The following is an 18,169-nucleotide window of genomic DNA, read 5'->3' as shown; positions in this document are numbered from 1 at the left end:
CCGGGTTCGAGCGGTCGCGGTCAGGTGGTCGTGGGTGCGAGCCGGGCCGTGCGCGGGGCGGGTGCGGCTTCGCCGGCACGCGCCGCGGCGGCAACGCCGCGGGCGAGTTCGGCGCCCGCGGTGGTGAGCCGGTAGAGGTGCCGGGCCGGCCGTCCGCGCGGCGGGTCGGCCTCCCAGGAGGTCTCCACCTGTCCACGCTCGGTGAGGCGGATGAGGATCGGATAGACGGTGCCCGCCTTCAGGCCGAGGGCGCGGCACAGGTCGTAGCCGTGGCTCCAGTCCGCGCCCGCCTCGGCGAGGGCGGTGAGCACGGCCGCGGTCTGCGGAGAGGGACGTCGTGCACGTACCATGGCCTCAATATCTACCTAGATAGACTTAAGCGCAAGAGGCCCTCCGGGCGGAAGTCGGGTCAGGCGCTGCGGAAGGTGCGACGGTAGGCCTCCGGCGGCACGCCGACGGTCCGGTTGAAGTGCCGGCGCAGCGTCGTGGCGGTGCCCATGCCGGCCGCCTGCGCGACGGCGTCGATGCTGCGGTCGGTGTTCTCCAGCAGCTCCTGGGCCCGGCGAATCCGCTGCGTCGACAGCCACTGCAACGGGGTGCTGCCGGTCGCCGACATGAAGTGGCGCGCCAGGTTGCGCGAGCTCATGTTCGCCTGGCGGGCCAGGTCCTCCACGGTCAGCGGCCGGTCGAGCCGTTCCATCGCCCAGGGCAGCAGGTCGGCGAGGGGATGGTCGTCGCGGGCGGGCACCGGGGTGGTGACGAACTGGGCCTGGCCGCCGGCGCGATGCGGCGGCACGACCAGGCGGCGGGCGACGGCGTTGGCGACCGTCGAGCCGTGGTCGCGGCGGATCAGGTGCAGGCACAGGTCGACCGCGGCGGCCTTGCCGGCGGAGGCGAGCACGGCGCCGTTGTCGACGTAGAGCACGTCCGGGTCGACCTGCACCCGGGGGTGGCGGGCGGCCAGCGCCTCGGTGTGGGCCCAGTGCGTGGTCGCGCGCAGCCCGTCCAGCACCCCGGCCGCGGCGAGCACGAAGGCGCCCGTGCACAGCGAGACCATCCGCGCGCCCGCCTGGTGGGCCGCGCGGACGGCGTCGAGCAGGTCGGGCGGCACGTCGGCGTCGATGTCCTCCACGGCCGGAATGATCACGGTGTCGGCGCGGGCGAGCCGGTCCAGGCCGTCGTCGGGCTCCACCCGGAACCTGCCGATCCCGACCGGGCCCGGGCCGCAGACCACGAGGTCGTACCACGGGTCGGCCAGGCCGGAGGGGTCGTGGGCGAAGACCTCGCAGGCCATGGCGAGCTCGAAGTGCAGCATCCCGTCGGTGGCGGCGAGCGCGATCGTGGCCATGTCCGAAATTGTACGGGGCATGTCGTTCCAGACACTGGTCCGGGTCGACCGTGGCGGAGAGGATCTTCTCAGTCGATCTTTCGAGGAGGAACTCAGATGGGTTCGCAGCAGACCGTGGCGGTGTTCGGGGCCTACGGGCACACCGGGCGGTTCGTGGTGGCGGAGTTGCGCGAGCGCGGGTTCCTCCCGCTCCTGCTCGGCCGCGACGCGGGCCGGCTCCAGGCGCTGGCGGCGTCGCATCCGGGGCTCGAACACCGGGTGGCGTCGGCCGGCGACCCGGCCTCGCTCGACCGGGCGTTGCGGGGTGCGGCCGCGGTCGTCAACTGCGCCGGCCCGTTCGCCTCGACCGCGGCCCCGGTGATCGAGGCCGCCCTGCGCGCCGGGATCCCGTACGTGGACGTGGCGGCGGAGATCGAGGCCAACGTGGACACGTTCGCGCACTTCACCGATCGGGCGCGGAGCGCGGGCGTCGCGGTGGTCCCGGCGATGGCCTTCTTCGGCGGGCTCGGCGATCTGCTGGTCACGGCGGCGATGGGCGACTGGACGGCGGCCGACGAGGCGCACGTCGCGTACGGGCTGAGCAGTTGGCACCCCACGGCCGGGACCCTCGCCTCGGGCACCGTCTCCCGGGACCGGCGTGACGGCCGGCGGGTCCGCTACACCGGTGGCCGGCTGGAGTACCACCTCGACGAGGGTGACCTGCCGGTCCTGGAATGGCACTTCCCCGCTCCGCTGGGCACCCGCACCGTCCTCGGCGGGTTCACGATGGCCGACGTGGTCACCGTCCCCAGCCACCTGTCGATCCCCGAGGTGCGCACCTACATGACCACCGACGCCGCCCGGGACCTGGCAGGCCCCGACACGCCTGCGCCGGCCGCGGTCGACGAGCGCGGCCGGTCCGGGCAGACGTTCACGGTCGACGTCGTCGTGCGCTCCGGGGACCGGCAGCGTGGGGTCGTGGCCAGCGGCCGGGACATCTACGCCGTCAGCGCACCCCTGGCGGTGGAAGCGGTCCGTCGCCTTCTCGCCGGGCAGACGAGGACGAGCGGCGTCGCCTCCGCCGGCGAGATCTTCGACGCGCCCGACTTCCTCCGCGCGCTGTCCGCCCACATTTCGGTTGCCCCGCGTCCTGGCGTGCTCCAGGCGTAGTTTGTTCCCGGATGGGGAGTATCTTCCGGGCGGATTGAATCGCAGCAAAACTTGATTGATTCCAAAAGAGTGAGCTATGTTCGTGGCATGGCGCCCGACTTCGAGACCCAGCTCCGGGCGGTCTCGTTGCGCGTCACCCGGCCCCGGTTGGCGGTGCTCGCCGCGCTGCGCGACCACCCGCACGTCGACACGGACACCGTGATCGCCCTGGTACGGGCGGAGCAGCCCACGGTCTCCCACCAGACGGTGTACGACGTGCTGCGTGCCCTCACCGACGCCGGTCTGGTGCGGCGCATCCAGCCGGCGGGTGCCACCGCCCGGTACGAGTCGCGGGTGGGGGACAACCACCACCATGTCGTGTGCCGCTCCTGCGGCACGATCGCCGACGTCGACTGCGCCGTGGGTCAGGCCCCCTGCCTCACCGCCTCCGACGACCAGGGGTTCCTGGTCGACGAGGCGGAGGTCGTCTACTGGGGCACCTGCCCCGACTGCGCGACCGAACGCACCTCCCAGCGATCCGCCAGTTCGGAAGGAAATTGATGAGCGACACCCAGGACAACGCCCCCTCCAGCGCCCAGGGCGTGGACAAGAAGGCGGCGGCCGGCTGCCCGGTCGCGCACGACTCCGTGACCGCGCACGGCAGCGAGAGCGAGAACCCGGCGATCGACTCGCCGACCCCGAAGACCGGCGGTCGTCCGCGCACCAACCGGGACTGGTGGCCCAACCAGCTCGACCTGTCGGTGCTGCACGCTCAGTCGCCGAAGGGCAACCCGCTGGGCGAGAGCTTCAGCTACGCCAAGGAGTTCGCCAAGCTCGACGTCGAGGCCCTCAAGCAGGACATCGTCACGGCCCTCACGACCTCGCAGGACTGGTGGCCGGCCGACTTCGGCCACTACGGCGGCCTGATGATCCGGATGAGCTGGCACTCCGCGGGCACCTACCGGATCCAGGACGGTCGCGGCGGCGCCGGCGACGGCGGCCAGCGGTTCGCCCCGCTGAACAGCTGGCCGGACAACGCCAACCTCGACAAGGCCCGCCGGCTGCTCTGGCCGGTCAAGCAGAAGTACGGCCAGAAGGTCTCGTGGGCCGACCTGCTCGTGCTCGCCGGCAACGTCGCCCTGGAGTCGATGGGCTTCAAGACCTTCGGCTTCGGCTTCGGCCGCGAGGACGTCTGGGAGCCCGAGGAGATCTTCTGGGGTCCGGAGGACACCTGGCTCGGCGACGAGCGCTACGCCTCCGAGAAGGAGATGGTGGGCGACGTCGGCGCGACGGAGATGGGCCTCATCTACGTCAACCCCGAAGGTCCCCGCGGCAACGCGGACCCGCTCGCGGCGGCGCACTTCATCCGCGAGACCTTCGCCCGGATGGCGATGAACGACGAGGAGACCGTCGCTCTCATCGCCGGCGGCCACACCTTCGGCAAGACCCACGGCGCCGCCGTCGCCGACGACCACGTCGGCCCCGAGCCCGAGGGCGCCCCGCTGGAGGCGCAGGGCCTGGGCTGGCTGAGCACCCACGGCGCCGGCAAGGGCCCGGACACGATCACCAGCGGTCTCGAGGTGACCTGGACCGACCGGCCGACGGAGTGGAGCAACCGCTTCTTCGAGATCCTCTTCGGCTACGAGTGGGAGCTCAGCACGAGCCCCGGCGGCGCCAAGCAGTGGGTCGCCAAGGACGCCGAGGCGATCATCCCGGACCCCTACGACCCGTCGAAGAAGCACAAGCCGACGATGCTGACGACCGACCTGTCGTTGCGCGTCGACCCGGCGTACGAGAAGATCTCGCGCCGGTTCCTGGAGAACCCGGACGAGTTCGCGCTGGCGTTCGCCAAGGCCTGGTACAAGCTGCTGCACCGCGACATGGGCCCGGTCGAGCGCTTCCTCGGGCCGTGGGTGGCGGAGCCCCAGCTGTGGCAGGACCCGGTGCCGGCCGTCGACCACGAGCTCGTGGGTGACGCCGACGTCGCCGCGCTCAAGGCGAAGGTCCTGGAGTCCGGCCTCACGACCGCGCAGCTGGTCTCCACCGCCTGGGCGTCGGCCGCGAGCTTCCGGTCCACCGACAAGCGCGGTGGCGCCAACGGCGCGCGCATCCGTCTCGAGCCGCAGCGCAGCTGGGAGGTCAACCAGCCCGAGCAGCTCGCGACGGTGCTGGCGACCCTCGAGGGCATCCAGCAGGAGTTCAACTCGGCCGGCGGCGCGAAGATCTCGCTCGCGGACCTGATCGTGCTGGCCGGCTCGGCCGCGGTCGAGAAGGCGGCGCGCGACGCCGGCGTCGACGTGACCGTGCCGTTCCGCCCGGGCCGCACGGACGCCTCGCAGGAGCAGACCGACGTCGAGTCCTTCCGGGTCCTCGAGCCGCGCGCCGACGGGTTCCGCAACTACCTGCGTCCGGGTGAGAAGACCCAGCCGGAGGTGCTGCTCGTCGACCGTGCCTACATGCTCAACCTGACCGCTCCGGAGATGACCGTCCTCGTCGGCGGCCTGCGCTCCCTCGGGAACAACGTCGGTGGTACGCGGCACGGCGTCCTCACCGACCGGCCCGGCGTGCTCACCAACGACTTCTTCGCCAACCTGCTCTCCCCGGGCACCCGGTGGAAGGCGTCGGAGTCCGAGGAGCACGTCTACGAGATCCGGGACCTGGCCACCGACGAGGTGAAGTGGACCGCCACCGCGGTCGACCTCATCTTCGGTTCCAACTCCCAGCTGCGGGCCCTCGCCGAGGTCTACGCCAGCGAGGACGCGCGCGAGAAGTTCGTCACGGACTTCGTCGCCGCCTGGACCAAGGTCATGGAACTGGACCGGTTCGACGTCCGCTGATCCGGCGCCAACCGACGAGCCCCGGTCGATCCACCCGGATCGACCGGGGCTCGTTCGTCGCCGGCCGGCGCCGGTTCTCCCGGACCGCCGGGCGGGCACACGGACCGTGCGTCCGTGGTGGTTTCCGTGGTCGGCACGGAGGCGGCCCCCGCCCCGCCCGGGAGAGGCTGTGACCACAGTGATCGGCCCGGCGGGCCGATCGTGAGCCACGAGCACAGGGGGCACCATGGCCAGCACCACCACCAGCGGGTACGAGGGATTCACGGCCGAGGAGCGGGCCGCCATGAAGGACCACGCCCGGGAGCTGAGGACCGCGGCGCGTCGGGGCACGCGCGCGGACAAGGAGGCGGAGGCCGAGCGGAGCGTGCTCGCGAAGATCGCCGAGATGCCCCCCGCGGACCGGGTCATCGCCGAGCGGGTCCACGCCGTCGTGACGGCCAGCGCCCCCGTCCTCGCGCCGAAGCTCTGGTACGGGATGCCCGCCTACGCGCTGGACGGCAAGGTCGTCTGCTTCTTCCAGAGCGCGGAGAAGTTCAAGGCGCGCTTCGCGACGCTCGGGTTCAGCGACCAGGCGAAGCTGGACGAGGGCACGATGTGGGCGAGCGGTTTCGCCCTCACCGAGGTGACGGCCGAGGTGGCGGAGCGCATCGCCGCGCTCGTGAAGCGCGCCGTGAGCTGATCCGGCACCGACCGCCAGGTCAGCGCGTACCCGAACCGGCCGTAGCTTGCTCGATCGCAAGCTCCGGCCGGCGGGTCGGCCCGTTACCGTGGCCGCTGTGCGAGCGGAGGCGGGCGACACGGTCGGTTTCTCGGTGCTCGGCTCGATCAGGGTCGTCCGCGCCGGCGCCGAGCTGCGCCTGGGCGCCCGCCAGCAGCGACTCGTGCTCGCGTTGCTGCTGGCCCGGGGCGGGCTGCCGGTCTCCCTGGCCGAGCTGGTCGACCTGCTCTGGGACGACGACGCCCCGGCCAGCGCCGCGAACGTGGTGCACCGGCACGTCGGGATGCTCCGGCGGCTGGTCGAGCCCGGCCTGCCCACCCGGTCGGCGGGCCGGCACATCCTCCGCGATCTCTCGGGCTACCGGCTGCGCGCCGACGAGGAGTCCCTCGACCTGCTGAGGTTCCGGTCGCTGAGCCGGCGGGCGGCCCGGAGCCTGCGGGACGGCGACCCGGAGTCGGCGCTGCGGCACTCCCTCGACGGGCTACGGCTGTGGCGCGGCCGGTGCGCGGCCGGTCTGGAACCGGCCTGCCGGCAGCACCCCGCGTTCCTCGCCGTGGAGGCCGAACGCGCCGAAGCTGTCCGCGGGGCCGCCGACGCCGCCGAGCGCTGCGGCCGGCTGAGCGCGGTGCTGGCGCCGCTGCGGCAGGCCGCCGAGCTGCACCCGTTCGACGAGTCACTGCAGAGCCGGTTACTGCTGGCGCTCGCCGCCGACGGCCGCCAGGCGGAGGCCGTCGAGAGGTACCGGGCGGTGCGCCGACGGCTCGCCGAGGACCTGGGCGTCGACCCCGGCGAGGAACTGCGGGAGGCGTACGACCGGCTGCTGCACCAGCGCACCGGGCCGGCACGTACCGGGTCGGCCGCGCCACTCCCGCGGCCCGCGCAGCTGCCACCGGACCTGCCCTTCTTCAGCGGCCGGGACGACCTCATCGCGGCGGCCCGCGCGGCGGTGGCGCGCCCGGGCGGGCCGGCGGTGCTCGCGATCGACGGCATGCCCGGAATCGGCAAGACCGCCCTGGCCGTCCACCTCGCCCACGGGTTCGCCGCCGGCTACCCGGACGGGCAGCTGTATGTCGACCTGCGCGGATACGACGGGCGGGAGCCGGCGATGAGCCCGGCCGAGGCACTGCGCGGCTTCCTCGGCTCGCTCGGCGTGCCGCAGGAGGGCATTCCCGCCGAGCTGCACGCCCAGGCGGGCCTGTACCGCAGCAGCCTCGCCGGCCGGCGGCTGCTCATCCTGCTCGACAACTGCCGGGACGCCGAGCAGATCCGGCACCTGCTGCCCGGCAGCCCCGGCTGTCTGGTGATCGTGACCAGCCGCAGCCGGCTCAGCGGCCTGCTCACCACGGCCGGCGCCCACCCGTTGCCGGTCGGCCTGCCGAGCGTCGAGGAGGCCCGCGCCGCGCTGTCGCGGCCGCTGGGCGCCGGCCGCGTCGCGGCGGACCCGGCCGCGATCGACGCCATCATCGCCGCCTGCGGGCGGCTGCCGCTCGCGCTGGCCGTGGTGGCCGCCCGCGCGGCGGCCCTGCCGGGGACGCCGCCGGCCCGGATCGCCGCGGAGCTGGCCGGAGCGCCCGGCAGTCTGGACGGCTTCGACGGCGACGACCCGCAGACCGACCTGCGTGCCGTCTTCTCCTGGTCCTACCGGGCGCTGTCCGCCCCGGCCGCCCGGCTCTTCCGGCTGCTGCCGATCCATCCCGGCCCCGACATCTCGATCGCCGGCGCGGCGGGCCTGGCCGGCGTCCCGCTGCGGGGCGCGCGGGCACTGCTCGGCGAGCTGAGCCGCGCGCACCTGATCAGCGAGGACGTGCCGGGCCGCTACCGCACCCACGACCTGCTGCGGGCCTATGCCACGGAGCTCGGCGAGGAGAACGACGGCCCGGCCGAGCGCGCCGCCGCGGAGCTGCGCTGCCTGCGGTTCTACCGGGCCACCGCCTATCGGGCGCACCGATGCCTGCTGACCTCCGAGTACCACCCGATGATCGAGCCGGGGCCGGGTGAGACCCCGCTGCGCTTCGCCGGGCACGGCGACGCCATGCGCTGGTTCACCGCCGAGCGGCAGGTCCTCATCGCGCTGGTCGGCCGGGCCGCCGGGCAGGGCCGGCACACCGAGGCCTGGCAGCTCGCCCTGGGCATGCAGCACTTCTTCGACCGCAGCGGCCGGTGGGCCGACTGGACGACGACCGGCGAGGTGGCCCTCGCGGCGGCCCGGGCGGGCGGCGACCTGGTCGGGCAGGCCCGGATGCACCGCAGCCTGGCCGGGGCGGCCTACTTCCGGCACGAGCACGACACCGCGCTCGGGCACCTCGACCAGGCCGTCGAACTGCACGCCCGGCTCGGCCTGTACGGCGAGATGACCCGCGCCGGCATCAACCGGGCGATGATCCTCAGCGCCCAGGGACGGCACGAGGAGGTCGTCCGGGCGCTCCCCGCAGCCCTGGGACCGTGGGCGGCCGGCGACGACAAGCTGCAGGCGGACGTCCTGGTCATCATGGGCGCGAGCTACGCCGAACTGGGCCGGGGGGACGAGGCCGTGCGCAGCGCCGAGCGGGCGATGGCCCTGTCGCGCGGAGCGCGGTACCGGTTGGGGGTCGCCGAGGCGTGGGAGGTGCTCGGCCAGGGGCACTCCGCCCGCCAGGAGCTCGACCGGGCGGTCGCCTGCTGGCGCGAGGCGGCCGCCGCCTACCAGGAGGCCTCGGCGTCGGCGCCGGCCGTGGAGGTGCTCGCGCTGCTCGGCGACGCCCTCGCCGCGGCGGGCGACCAGGACGCCGCGGTGGGGGCGTGGCAGGAGGCGCTGGCCCTGATCCCGTACGCGCACACGCCGACCGGCCGGCGGCTGACCGGCCTGCTCGCGGCGGTCACGCCGGGTCCGTGACCGGTCGCGATCGGCGACGGCACTCGATTGACACTCGCGCGTCAGTCCATTCGCATCCACCGTCCCTAGGCTCCTGCCTCATTCACCGTTGCCACTGCGGATGGGGGAGAGACCGTGCTCTGGGCACCCGACGGATCACCGGCCGGCCGGGCCGAGCGCATGACCGAGCTGCACGCGGACCACTCCCGTGCCGTGCTGCGCCTCCTGCTCCTGCTGACCCGCGGGCAGCGGCAGACCGCCGAGGATCTGCTCCAGGAGACGATGCTGCGGACCTGGCGGCACCTCGACTCGGTGCCGGCCGAGCCCGAGGCCGCCCGCCGGTGGCTCCTCACCGTCGCCCGGAGGCTCGTCATCGACGGGGTCCGCCGGCGGCGGGGCCGCCCGGTCGAGGTCCATCTCGTCGACATGACCTGGATTCCGGCCGGCGACGACACCACCGGCACGGCGCTGGCGTCGTACGCCATCCGGCGCGCGCTCCGCCGGCTGAGCCCGGCGCAGCGCAGCCTGCTCTCCGAGGTGTTCCTGGTCGGCCGGTCACCGGAGGAGGTCGCGGGCCGGCTGGGGGTGCCGATCGGCACCGTGAAGTCCCGGACCCACCACGCCCTGCGCGCCCTGCGTACCGGCCTCAAGGCGGCCTGAGCAGGGAACCCCCGGCCGCCGGCCCCGCGGCGGGCCCTGCCATGCTGTGACGATCGTGGCACCCACCTCGGTACGGATCGCATCAGGATGACCACCCCGCTCTCCTTCGCCGTTCTGGGCCCGGTGCGGGCCTGGCGCGGCCGGTCCGAGCTCGACCTGGGCACCCGGCAGCAGCGGCTGGTCCTGGCGTTCCTGCTCGCCCGGGCGGGCGGCGCGGTCAGCATCGCCGAGCTTGTCGACCTGCTGTGGGAGTCCGACCCCCCACCCAGCGCGGTCAACGTGGTGCACCGGCACGTCGGGATGCTCCGGCGGCGCTTCGAGCCGGGCCTGCCGACGCGGGCGGCGGGCTCGGTGCTGATCCGCGACGGCGGCGAGTACCGGCTCCTGATCGAGGAGGACGCGCTCGACCTGCTGCGCTTCCGGCGCCTGGTCGCCCGGGCCGGTGGCAGCTCCGGCGAGCCGGCCGTCGCGCTCTACCGGGAGGCGCTGGCGCTGTGGCGCGACCGGTGCGCCTCGGGCGTGCGGTCCGGCCCCCGGGCCCACCCGGAGTTCCTCGCCGTCGACGGCGAATGGTTCGCCGCCGTCCGGGCCGCGACCGACGCCGCCCTGCGGGCCGGGTGCGTCCACGCGGTGCTGCCCGCGATCCGGCTGGCCGCCGAACACGAGCCGCTGGACGAGGCGCTCCAGGCGCGGCTGCTGCTCGCGCTCGCCGCGGACGGCCGGCGGGCCGAGGCCCTCGCCGCGTACGCCGACATCGAGCACCGGCTCGCCGGCGAGCTCGGCATCCGGCCGGGCGCCGACCTGCGGGCGGCCCGGGACAGCCTGCTCGACCACGACGCCGCGGCCGACGGGTCCGGGTCGTGGCGCGGTGCCGGACGGGCCCTCACCGCGGCGCCGCCCCTCGGCGCGGAGGCCGGATCATGGCCGCCGGCCGGGGCGCCGCCGACCGGCCCCGGGCCGCCGGCACAGCTGCCCGCCGACCATCCGTACTTCAGCGGCCGCCGGGACCTGGTCGCCGCCGCGGAGGAGCTGCTGGCCGGCGACCGGCCGGCCACCGCGCTGGTCATCGACGGCATGCCCGGCGTCGGGAAGACCACCCTGGCGGTGCACCTGGCCCACCACCTGGCCTCCCGCTACCCCGACGGGCAGTTGCACGCCGACCTGCGCGGTTTCGACTCCGGCGACTCGGTGATGACACCGGCGGAGGCCCTGCGCGGCTTCCTGTGGTCCCTCGGGGTCGCGCCGGCCGCCATCCCGGCCGAACCGCACGCCCAGGCCGGCCTCTACCGCAGCATCCTGGCCGAGCGCCGGATGCTGATCCTGCTCGACAACTGCCGCGACTGGGACCAGGTCCGGCACCTGCTGCCCGGCGCCGGCGGCAGTCTCGTCATCGCCACGAGCCGCCGCCGGATCACCGGCACGGCCGGGCCGGCGGGCGCTCACCCGTTGCACCTCGACCTGCTGACCGACGCGGAGGCCCGCGAACTGCTCACCCGCTGGCTCGGCGACGTGACGGCCGCCGACCCGGCGGCCGTGGACGAGATCGTGACGCGGTGCGGGCGGCTGCCGCTGGCCCTGGCGCTGGTCGCCACCCGCGCCGTCGGCCGGCCCGCGCTCAGCCTGCCCGCGGTCGCCGGTGAACTGGCCGGGGCCGACGGCCGGCTGGCCGGCTTCGGGGACGCGCACGCCGACCTGGAGGCGAGCTTCTCCTGGTCCTACCGCGCGCTGACCCCCGGGGCGGCCCGACTCTTCCGGCTGCTGCCCCTGCACCGGGCCGGGGAGCTGAGCACGGAGGCGGCGGCCGCCCTGGCCGGCCTGCCCCCGCGCACCGCCCGTGGCCTGCTCGCCGAGCTCGCGGCGCACCTGCTGGTGGAGCCTGGCGACGGCCGGTGGCGGATGCACGACCTGCTGCGCGCCTATGCGGCGGAGCTGGGGGAGGAGCACGACGACGCGGCGGAGCGGGACGCGGCCGTCGAGCGGATCCACGACCACCACGAGGTTGTGCCGGCACCGGTGACCCCGGACGCGGCGCCGGTGGGCACCGCGTCCGGGACCGTTCTCAGTACCGGTAGGCGCGGATGACGGTCTGCTTGACCGTGTTGCCGCTGGTGTCCGTCGCGGCGGCCCGCAGCGAGACGAAGCCGGTGCCGGCCGGGTTGCGCACCCAGGCCACCCCCTTCTCGCCGGACCGCTTCACGGTGAGCCGCTGCCAGGTCCTGCCGTCGTCGAAGGACGCCTCGACGGTCAGGGTCCTGGTCCGGCCCGGCGCCGCCCCGACCTGGCGGTCGAGCGAGACCGGGATCGGGAACAGCCGACCGGCCGGCGCCCGGTTGTCGATGTCGAGGTCCGGGGTGTACCGGATCGCCGTCAGCGGCAGCTTCACCAGGTCGCCGTCGGGCACGTGCGCGGACGTGAAGGTCCACTCCGCGTCGACCACGGTCGACAGGGTGAACTCCGGGTCGCTGTGGAAGGTCGCGGCCAACCGGTAGTCACCCTTCTCGGCGGGCACGTTCCACACCCAGGGCGTCTCGGTCGCGTCGCCGATCTTGACTCCGTCGCGGTAGAGGTTCACCTCCACGCTGCCGCCACGGACGTGCCGGAAGCCCATGTGCCCGCTGCCGTCGCCGTGCAGCGGCCCCGGCCCGCCGATCTGGTCACCCCAGTAGCGGGTGGCGAACTGCTGGCCGAAGTTCGGCTCCGGGAAGACCGGCCCGGCCACCCCGTTGGCCCACTTCACGTCGTAGGTGCGGCCGGGCCGGAAGCTGGTCCACGCCGACTGGTAGTACGTGTACCTCAGCTGCGACGAGGTCGACTGCCACACCGCCTGCTTGTCCTGGTTGTAGTACTCGGTGATGGTGCTCGGCGCGTCGTAGCTGAAGCTCGGCGGGATGTTGCGCTCGTCCCGGTAGATCGGCGAGTTGCCGGGCGAGTGCGCGACAGCGGTCCGCGACACCGGCACGCCGGCCACGTCCGCGCTGATCCGGGAGCGAACGGTGGCGAAGTCGCCCGCCCGCAGCCGGCGGGTCAGGCCGGTCATCATCTTCTGCGGCTCGTAGAGGTAGACCCGGTAGACGTACGGGCTGTTGTGGAGGCTGCCGTCCTCGGCCACCTGACCCCACATCCCGTTGACGTAGGAGACGAAGCCGGGCGTCCGGCCGGCCCCGATCTGCGCGGTCCGGACGTGGTCGAGGGGGATGCCCATGACCACGCCGAACGGGTCGTTGCTGCCCCAGATCTGCGGCTGCTCGGTCCGGATCGTCCAGCCGAACTCCTGGTGGACGGCGGTGGCCTTCGGGTTCGGCACGGACACCGCGATCGGCTTCGCCCGGCGGGTGTCCACGGTGAGCGCCTGGTCGCTGGTGAGGTCGAGGCTCGGGCGCACCAGCGACGTGACGTTCGGGAGGTACGGGTCGCCGGTCAGCAGGTAGGTCTGGACCAGGTACCGGCCCGCGCGGACCCGGTAGGTGGTGACCGCCGGGTTGTCGAGCACCAGGACGGTCTGCCGGTCCAGGTCGGTCAGGAGGGTCACCCAACCCTGCTCGGGCGTGGGCGCTCCGCCGTCCGGCCCGACGAGCTTGAGGCTGAGCTGGTGGCGGGCGATGTCGAGGGCGACCGGGGTCTGCACCTGCACGCCGCCGCCGGTGGCGGTCACCTCACCGCCGAAGTAGTGGTCGGCCAGGTCGGCGCCGGCCTGCACGGTGACGGTCACGGTGGCCGTCCCGCCGGCCGGGACCGTCACGGAGGAGGCGCCGAGGCTGAACAGGCCGGCGGGCGCCGGGGCGCCGTCGGCGTCCTTCGCGTCGAGGGAGACGGCCAGGGTGAGGGGGGAGGAGCCGCTGTTCGCGTACGTGATGGTGCGCTGCTGCGCGGCGGTGGTCCGCTCGAAGGCGACGCTGACCGGGCTCGCCGTGACGCCCTGCCGGATCGCCCGGGCGACGTCGAGGAAGCCCGCGCCCTGCTCGTAGACGCCGATGGCGGCGTTCGGCTTCGCGGCCGCCATCAGGGTGGACTTGATCCGCTCCGGCGACCAGTCCGGGTGCTGCTGGGTCAGGATCGCCGCCGCGCCGGCCACGTGCGGGGTCGCCATCGACGTGCCGCTGAGGCCGGTGTACTGCGGGTTCCCGTCGTCCGGCGGCAGGTCGGAGGTCGAGCTGCGGGCGGCGAGAATGCCGACGCCGGGCGCCGTGACGTCCGGCTTGATGCCGGCGTCCCCCGCACGCGGACCCCGGCTCGAGAAGCCGGCCAGCTCGCCGCTCTTGGTCACGGCGCCCACGGTCAGCGCCTCGGTCACGCTGCCGGGCGAGTTCACCGTGGCCTCGCCGGCCTCGCCGCTGTTGCCCGCGGCGATGACGAACAGCACACCGTAGCGGTGGGTGAGGTCGGCGACGGCCGCCTCGATCGGGTCGGTCTCCGGGCTGTCCGGGCCGCCGAGGCTCATGTTGGCGACCTTCACGCCCTGCTGCGCCGCCCAGGTCATGCCGGCCAGGATGGCCGACTCGGGGCAGCCCTCCTGGACGCAGACCTTGGCACTGTAGAGGGTCGCGCCGGGCGCCATGCCCTTGTAGCGGCCCTGCGACGCGGCCGCGCTGCCGGCGATGGTGGAGGCGACGTGGGTGCCGTGGCCGACCCGGTCGAGGGTGTCCGGGTCGGAGGTGAAGTTCGCGGCGGCGGCGACGCGGCCGGCCAGGTCGGGGTGGGTCTGGTCGACGCCGGTGTCGATCACGCCGACCTTCACCCCCGTTCCCGTCCAGCCGGCCTGCCAGGCCTCCGGCGCGCCGGTGAGCGGGACGCTGACGTCGAGGGTGGGGTGACGCAGCCCGTCGAGCCAGACCTTGTCGACCCCGGCCCGCAGCCGCCGCTCGGCGCCACTCGCGCCGGCGGTGAGGTTGTTCCAGAAGGACACCGCGTCCGCCCGGTTCTCCGCGACGGCGCTCGCCCCGGAGAGCTCCCGGGTGGTCCGGGCGCCGGCCAGGCCGGCGGGGGTGGCGCCGCCGTGCTGGACGATCAGCGGCAGGGTGGCCCGGGTGTCGTCGTAGCCGAAGCCGACCAGCGTCGTGATGTCGAAGAGCCGCTCGTCGAGCTTGCCCCGGTTGAGCAGGCCGACGGCGTCGGCGGGAATGACCCGCACCTCCGTGCCGGCGCTGTGGGTGATGAACGGGATCCGCTCCCGTCCCTTGCCCGGCACGACGCTCACGGCGGTCTGGCCGTCCACCGTGCTGACGTGGACGGTGTCGCCGGTGAGCAGAGTGACCGTCCGGGGCTTGGACGCGACCGGGGGTGTGGTCGCCGGCTTCGCGGCTCGGGGCTGCGCCGACACCGGCGTACCGCCCGGAGCCACCACCGAGACGCCCAGCGCCAGCAGCGCCAGCGCCGATAACTTGCGAGATGAACGCATCATTCTCCCTGGATGAATGCGAGGGGTGTCCAGGTGCTCCGGACGTGGCCGGAGGATGACGGTTCACTGCGAGTGACCTGGGTCACATCGATGGGCCGGCGCGGGCCCTCGATCAGGCCCGGGGGACCAGCACGCTCAGGCAGGTGACGCAGCCCTCGAGCTTCTCGTACTCGGCGATGTCGACGACGACCGGCGCGAAGCCGAGGTCCGCCACGAGCGCCGCGGTGCGCGGCGCCGACGCGGCCATCAGCACGAGGTCACCCCCGAGGGGTACGACGTGGCAGCCGGCCTCCTCGTCGACCGCGCGCACCGGCCCCCGCAGCACGGTCGTGTCGAGCAGCTCCGGCAGCGCGAGGAGGGTGCCGTCGGGCAGCGCCGTCACGGCCGACTTGAGGTGCAGCACCTCGCGCAGCGGGACCGGAACCACCGTGCGCCCGCGGGTCGCCAGGTGGGCGCGCAACTGGGCGATGCCCGCAGCGTTCGTGCGGCCGCCCCGGCCCACGTACACCGTGGTGCCGATCTGCAGCACGTCACCGCCGTCCAGCGTGCCGGGAGCCTCGATGCGCACGACCTCCAGCCCGGCCTCCCGTACCGCCTTCTCCGTGCCGGCGACCTCCGGCCGGCGTTCCGGCGCGCCCGGCCGGGTCAGCACCGCCAGGTCGTCGCAGACCACGACGGTGTCCTCGACGAACACGGCATCGGGGCAGTGGTCGGCCGGGTCGACCTCGCGCACCTGCCAGCCGGCCCCGACGAGCGCGGCCCGGTACGCCTCGTGCTGGCGCCGCGCCCGCGCGACATCCACGTCGCTGCGCTCGATGTGCGTGACCAGCCCCTCGGCCAGCCGGTCGCCGGGTCGCCGGACCAGAGCGATGCCTCGCGTCATGCCAGCAGTCTGCCTGCTCCCGCTGCCACCGTCCACGGGGCGACGAGGGCGCGCGTCGTGGGTTTCAATGGGCCATGCGCGTCCTGGTCGTCTCCGCGCCGCTGCAGGGACATCTGCTGCCGTTGCTCCCGCTCGCCCTCGCCTGGCGGGACGCCGGCCACGACGTGCTGGTCGCGAGTGGCGGCGACGCGCTCACCGTCGACCTCGGCGGCCTGGCGGCGCACGACATCGCGCCGGGGTTCGCCTTCGGCCGGATCGCCGGCCGGGTGCTGCTGCGACATCCGCTGCTGGCCCGACGGGAGCTGGCCGGGCGTGCCGGCACCGCGGTCGTCGGTGAGCTGTTCGGCACCGCCAACGCCACGTTCGCGGACGCGGTGGTCGCGCTGGCCCGGCGCGAACGGCCCGACCTGATCGTCTACGAGCCGCTGGGCGTGGCCGGTGGCGTCGCCGCCGAGCACCTCGGAGTTCCGGGCGTGCTGCAGGAGAACAACCTGTTCCCCGCCGCCGATCTCGTCGCGGCCGTGGCGGCGAGCCGGCCGATGAGGCGGCACCGGATCGGCACGCCGGCCGCCACGATCACCGTGTCACCGCCGAGCCTGACCGGGCCGAGACCGGGGCTGCCCATGCGGGCGGTGCCGTACTCGGGCGGTGGAGAGGTGCCGGCCTGGCTGCTGAGCGCCGGAGGGCGGCCGCGGATCATCGTGAGCCGCAGCACCGTCGCCGGTCCGGGCGGCGGCGACCCGACGGCGGCGATCATCGCGGCCGCGCCCGCGGTGGACGCCGACATCGTGCTCGTCCGGCCGCCCGGCAGGCTGCCGCGGCTGCCGGAGAACGTCCGGGTGGTCGGCTGCGTGCCGCTGGACCGGGTGCTCCCGCACGCGACGGCGTGCGTGCACCACGGCGGGGCGGGCAGCGTGCTGGGCGCCCTGGCGGCCGGCGTGCCGCAGCTCGTCGTGCCCGGCCCGGGCGACCGGCGGCACAACGCCGAGGTGGTCGCGCGGCGCGGCGCCGGTCTCGCGGTGGCAGCCCGGCGCATCACGCCGGACGTCCTGACCCGGCTCGTCACCGACGCGGCGCTCAGGCAGGCGGCGGGCGAGGTACGCGACGAGATGGCCGCCATGCCGCCGCCCTCCGACGTGGTGACCGGGCTGACCGCGCTCCTCCGGTGACCCGCTCCCGGCGCGAGCCACGGTGCCGGCCCGGTGCGATCACCGGGAGACGCCGTCGAGCGCCTGCATGATGACGTCGGTGACCGCCTGGGGCTGGGTGACCATGACGACGTGGGAGGCGTCGATCCGGGTGATCGTGGCGCCGGCGCGCTCGGCCATCTGGAGCAGCGCGTCGCTGCCGGCGGCCCGGTCGCCGGTGGCGACGGCGGCCCAGGAGGGAAGCCTCTTCCAGGCGGGGTTCGTCGTGGGCGTGGAGAAGGCCAGCGAGGAGACAGGGCGTTGGGTGACCGCCATGACCGCGGCATCCTTCTCGGCGACGTCGGCGGCGAACGCGTCGTGGAACTTCGCCGGGTCGATGAGGAACTCCGTCTCGGCGCCCGAGGCGGTCGGGTACTGCACCGGCAGCAGCGCCGAGGTCAGCACGCTGTCCTTGGAGCCGCCCTCGATGTCCATCAGCGTCTCGCCGTCCTCCGGAGCGAAGGCGGCGACGTAGACCAGGCCGACGACGTTGTCGACCCGCGAGGCGGCGTTGGTGATGACCGCCCCACCGTAGGAGTGGCCCACCGCGAGCACCGGCCCCTGCGTCTGCTGCAGGGCGCTCGCCACGTATGCGGCGTCCTCGGCGAGGCCACGCAGCGGGTTGGGTACCGCCTTCACGGCGACGCCCGCGGCGGTCAACCGCTCCACCACCCCGTTCCAGCTGGAACTGTCGGCGAAGGCGCCGTGCACCAGGACGACTGTGGGCCTGCCGGGACGCGCGGAGGTGCTGGTCATGTTGGGTCCTTTCGATCGACGGCCGGTCAGTCACACGGCGTCACCAGGGGCTGCGTCTCGTCGACCAGGTACGTCGAGAGCATCATGGTGGTGACGTCGGCCGTGATGTTCCGGGCGTTGTGGACGACTCCGGGCGGGATCAGGAACGGCTCCCCGGCGCGGACCGTCAGGGTGGGCCGGTCGTCGAACTCCATGGCGATCACCCCGTGGATGAGGAACCCCACCTCCTCGCCGGGGTGCCGGTGCCGCCCCGACGCCAGCCCGACCGGGATCTCGAACAGGGTCTGCACGATCAGCCGACCCGGTACCGAGGCCGGGTGCCGCTGGAGTTCGGTACGCCGGACGGTGGGCGGCTCCGCGACGCCGGGTTGGTGCGACATGCCCGTCTCCTGTCCAGTCGATCTCC

14 protein-coding genes are annotated in these 18,169 nt (G+C 74.3%); 8 read left to right on the top strand and 6 right to left on the bottom strand.

Translation table 11 applies throughout. The annotated features are described in order from the left end of the window. Window positions 1-20: 20 nt before the first annotated feature. Both ABZ452_RS17220 and ABZ452_RS17215 read right to left on the bottom strand, forming a co-directional pair. Window positions 21-350 carry a PadR family transcriptional regulator gene (locus ABZ452_RS17220; protein ID WP_357943632.1) on the bottom strand — a complete coding sequence of 110 codons (330 nt, stop codon included), beginning with the start codon at window positions 348-350 and terminating at the stop codon, window positions 21-23. A gap of 59 nt (window positions 351-409) precedes the next feature. Beyond that, a complete protein-coding gene (locus ABZ452_RS17215; RefSeq protein WP_357943630.1) occupies window positions 410-1,348 on the bottom strand; it encodes a helix-turn-helix domain-containing protein in 939 nt (312 codons plus the stop codon). Between the two features lie 96 nt (window positions 1,349-1,444). On the opposite strand from ABZ452_RS17215, the gene ABZ452_RS17210 reads away from it, so the two are divergent. From ABZ452_RS17210 to ABZ452_RS17180, 7 genes are all read left to right on the top strand, one after another. Then, window positions 1,445-2,497: a saccharopine dehydrogenase NADP-binding domain-containing protein gene (locus tag ABZ452_RS17210; RefSeq protein ID WP_357943628.1), complete on the top strand. Its 1,053-nt coding sequence runs from the start codon at window positions 1,445-1,447 to the stop codon at window positions 2,495-2,497. Between the two features lie 87 nt (window positions 2,498-2,584). Then, window positions 2,585-3,037 (top strand): Fur family transcriptional regulator, encoded by a 453-nt coding sequence (locus ABZ452_RS17205; protein ID WP_357943626.1) that lies wholly within the window; start codon window positions 2,585-2,587, stop codon window positions 3,035-3,037. Then, on the top strand, window positions 3,037-5,313 hold the full coding sequence (katG, locus tag ABZ452_RS17200) for a catalase/peroxidase HPI (protein WP_357943624.1): 2,277 nt from the start codon (window positions 3,037-3,039) through the stop codon (window positions 5,311-5,313). Before ABZ452_RS17205 ends, katG begins: the two co-directional genes overlap by 1 nt. 226 nt (window positions 5,314-5,539) lie before the next feature. Continuing rightward, complete coding sequence (locus ABZ452_RS17195; protein WP_357943622.1) at window positions 5,540-5,992, top strand: DUF1801 domain-containing protein; 453 nt, start codon at window positions 5,540-5,542, stop codon at window positions 5,990-5,992. Between the two features lie 97 nt (window positions 5,993-6,089). After that, complete coding sequence (locus tag ABZ452_RS17190) at window positions 6,090-8,903, top strand: BTAD domain-containing putative transcriptional regulator (RefSeq protein WP_357943620.1); 2,814 nt, start codon at window positions 6,090-6,092, stop codon at window positions 8,901-8,903. A gap of 114 nt (window positions 8,904-9,017) precedes the next feature. Continuing rightward, a complete protein-coding gene (locus ABZ452_RS17185) occupies window positions 9,018-9,542 on the top strand; it encodes a sigma-70 family RNA polymerase sigma factor (protein ID WP_357943618.1) in 525 nt (174 codons plus the stop codon). 87 nt (window positions 9,543-9,629) lie between these two features. After that, on the top strand, window positions 9,630-11,624 hold the full coding sequence (locus ABZ452_RS17180; protein ID WP_357943616.1) for a BTAD domain-containing putative transcriptional regulator: 1,995 nt from the start codon (window positions 9,630-9,632) through the stop codon (window positions 11,622-11,624). Here the strand turns inward: ABZ452_RS17180 and ABZ452_RS17175 are convergent. Continuing rightward, window positions 11,602-14,937 (bottom strand): S8 family serine peptidase, encoded by a 3,336-nt coding sequence (locus tag ABZ452_RS17175; protein WP_357943614.1) that lies wholly within the window; start codon window positions 14,935-14,937, stop codon window positions 11,602-11,604. The genes ABZ452_RS17180 and ABZ452_RS17175 overlap by 23 nt on opposite strands. A gap of 112 nt (window positions 14,938-15,049) precedes the next feature. Further along, complete coding sequence (ddaH, locus tag ABZ452_RS17170; protein ID WP_357943612.1) at window positions 15,050-15,820, bottom strand: dimethylargininase; 771 nt, start codon at window positions 15,818-15,820, stop codon at window positions 15,050-15,052. 74 nt (window positions 15,821-15,894) lie between these two features. Here ddaH and ABZ452_RS17165 point away from each other — a divergent pair, with 74 nt between their 5' ends. Further along, window positions 15,895-16,989: a nucleotide disphospho-sugar-binding domain-containing protein gene (locus ABZ452_RS17165; protein WP_357943610.1), complete on the top strand. Its 1,095-nt coding sequence runs from the start codon at window positions 15,895-15,897 to the stop codon at window positions 16,987-16,989. Between the two features lie 39 nt (window positions 16,990-17,028). On the opposite strand, the gene ABZ452_RS17160 is transcribed toward ABZ452_RS17165, so the two are convergent. Beyond that, window positions 17,029-17,763: an alpha/beta hydrolase gene (locus tag ABZ452_RS17160; protein ID WP_357943608.1), complete on the bottom strand. Its 735-nt coding sequence runs from the start codon at window positions 17,761-17,763 to the stop codon at window positions 17,029-17,031. Between the two features lie 26 nt (window positions 17,764-17,789). Next, a complete protein-coding gene (locus ABZ452_RS17155) occupies window positions 17,790-18,143 on the bottom strand; it encodes a cupin domain-containing protein (RefSeq protein WP_357943606.1) in 354 nt (117 codons plus the stop codon). Between the last annotated feature and the right edge of the window lie 26 nt (window positions 18,144-18,169).

The sequence above is a fragment of the Micromonospora sp. NPDC005707 genome, from assembly GCF_040631005.1.
GTDB lineage: Bacteria > Actinomycetota > Actinomycetes > Mycobacteriales > Micromonosporaceae > Micromonospora.
Note: the sequence above shows the minus strand (reverse complement) of the source record. Positions and strands in the feature narration are given on the sequence as shown.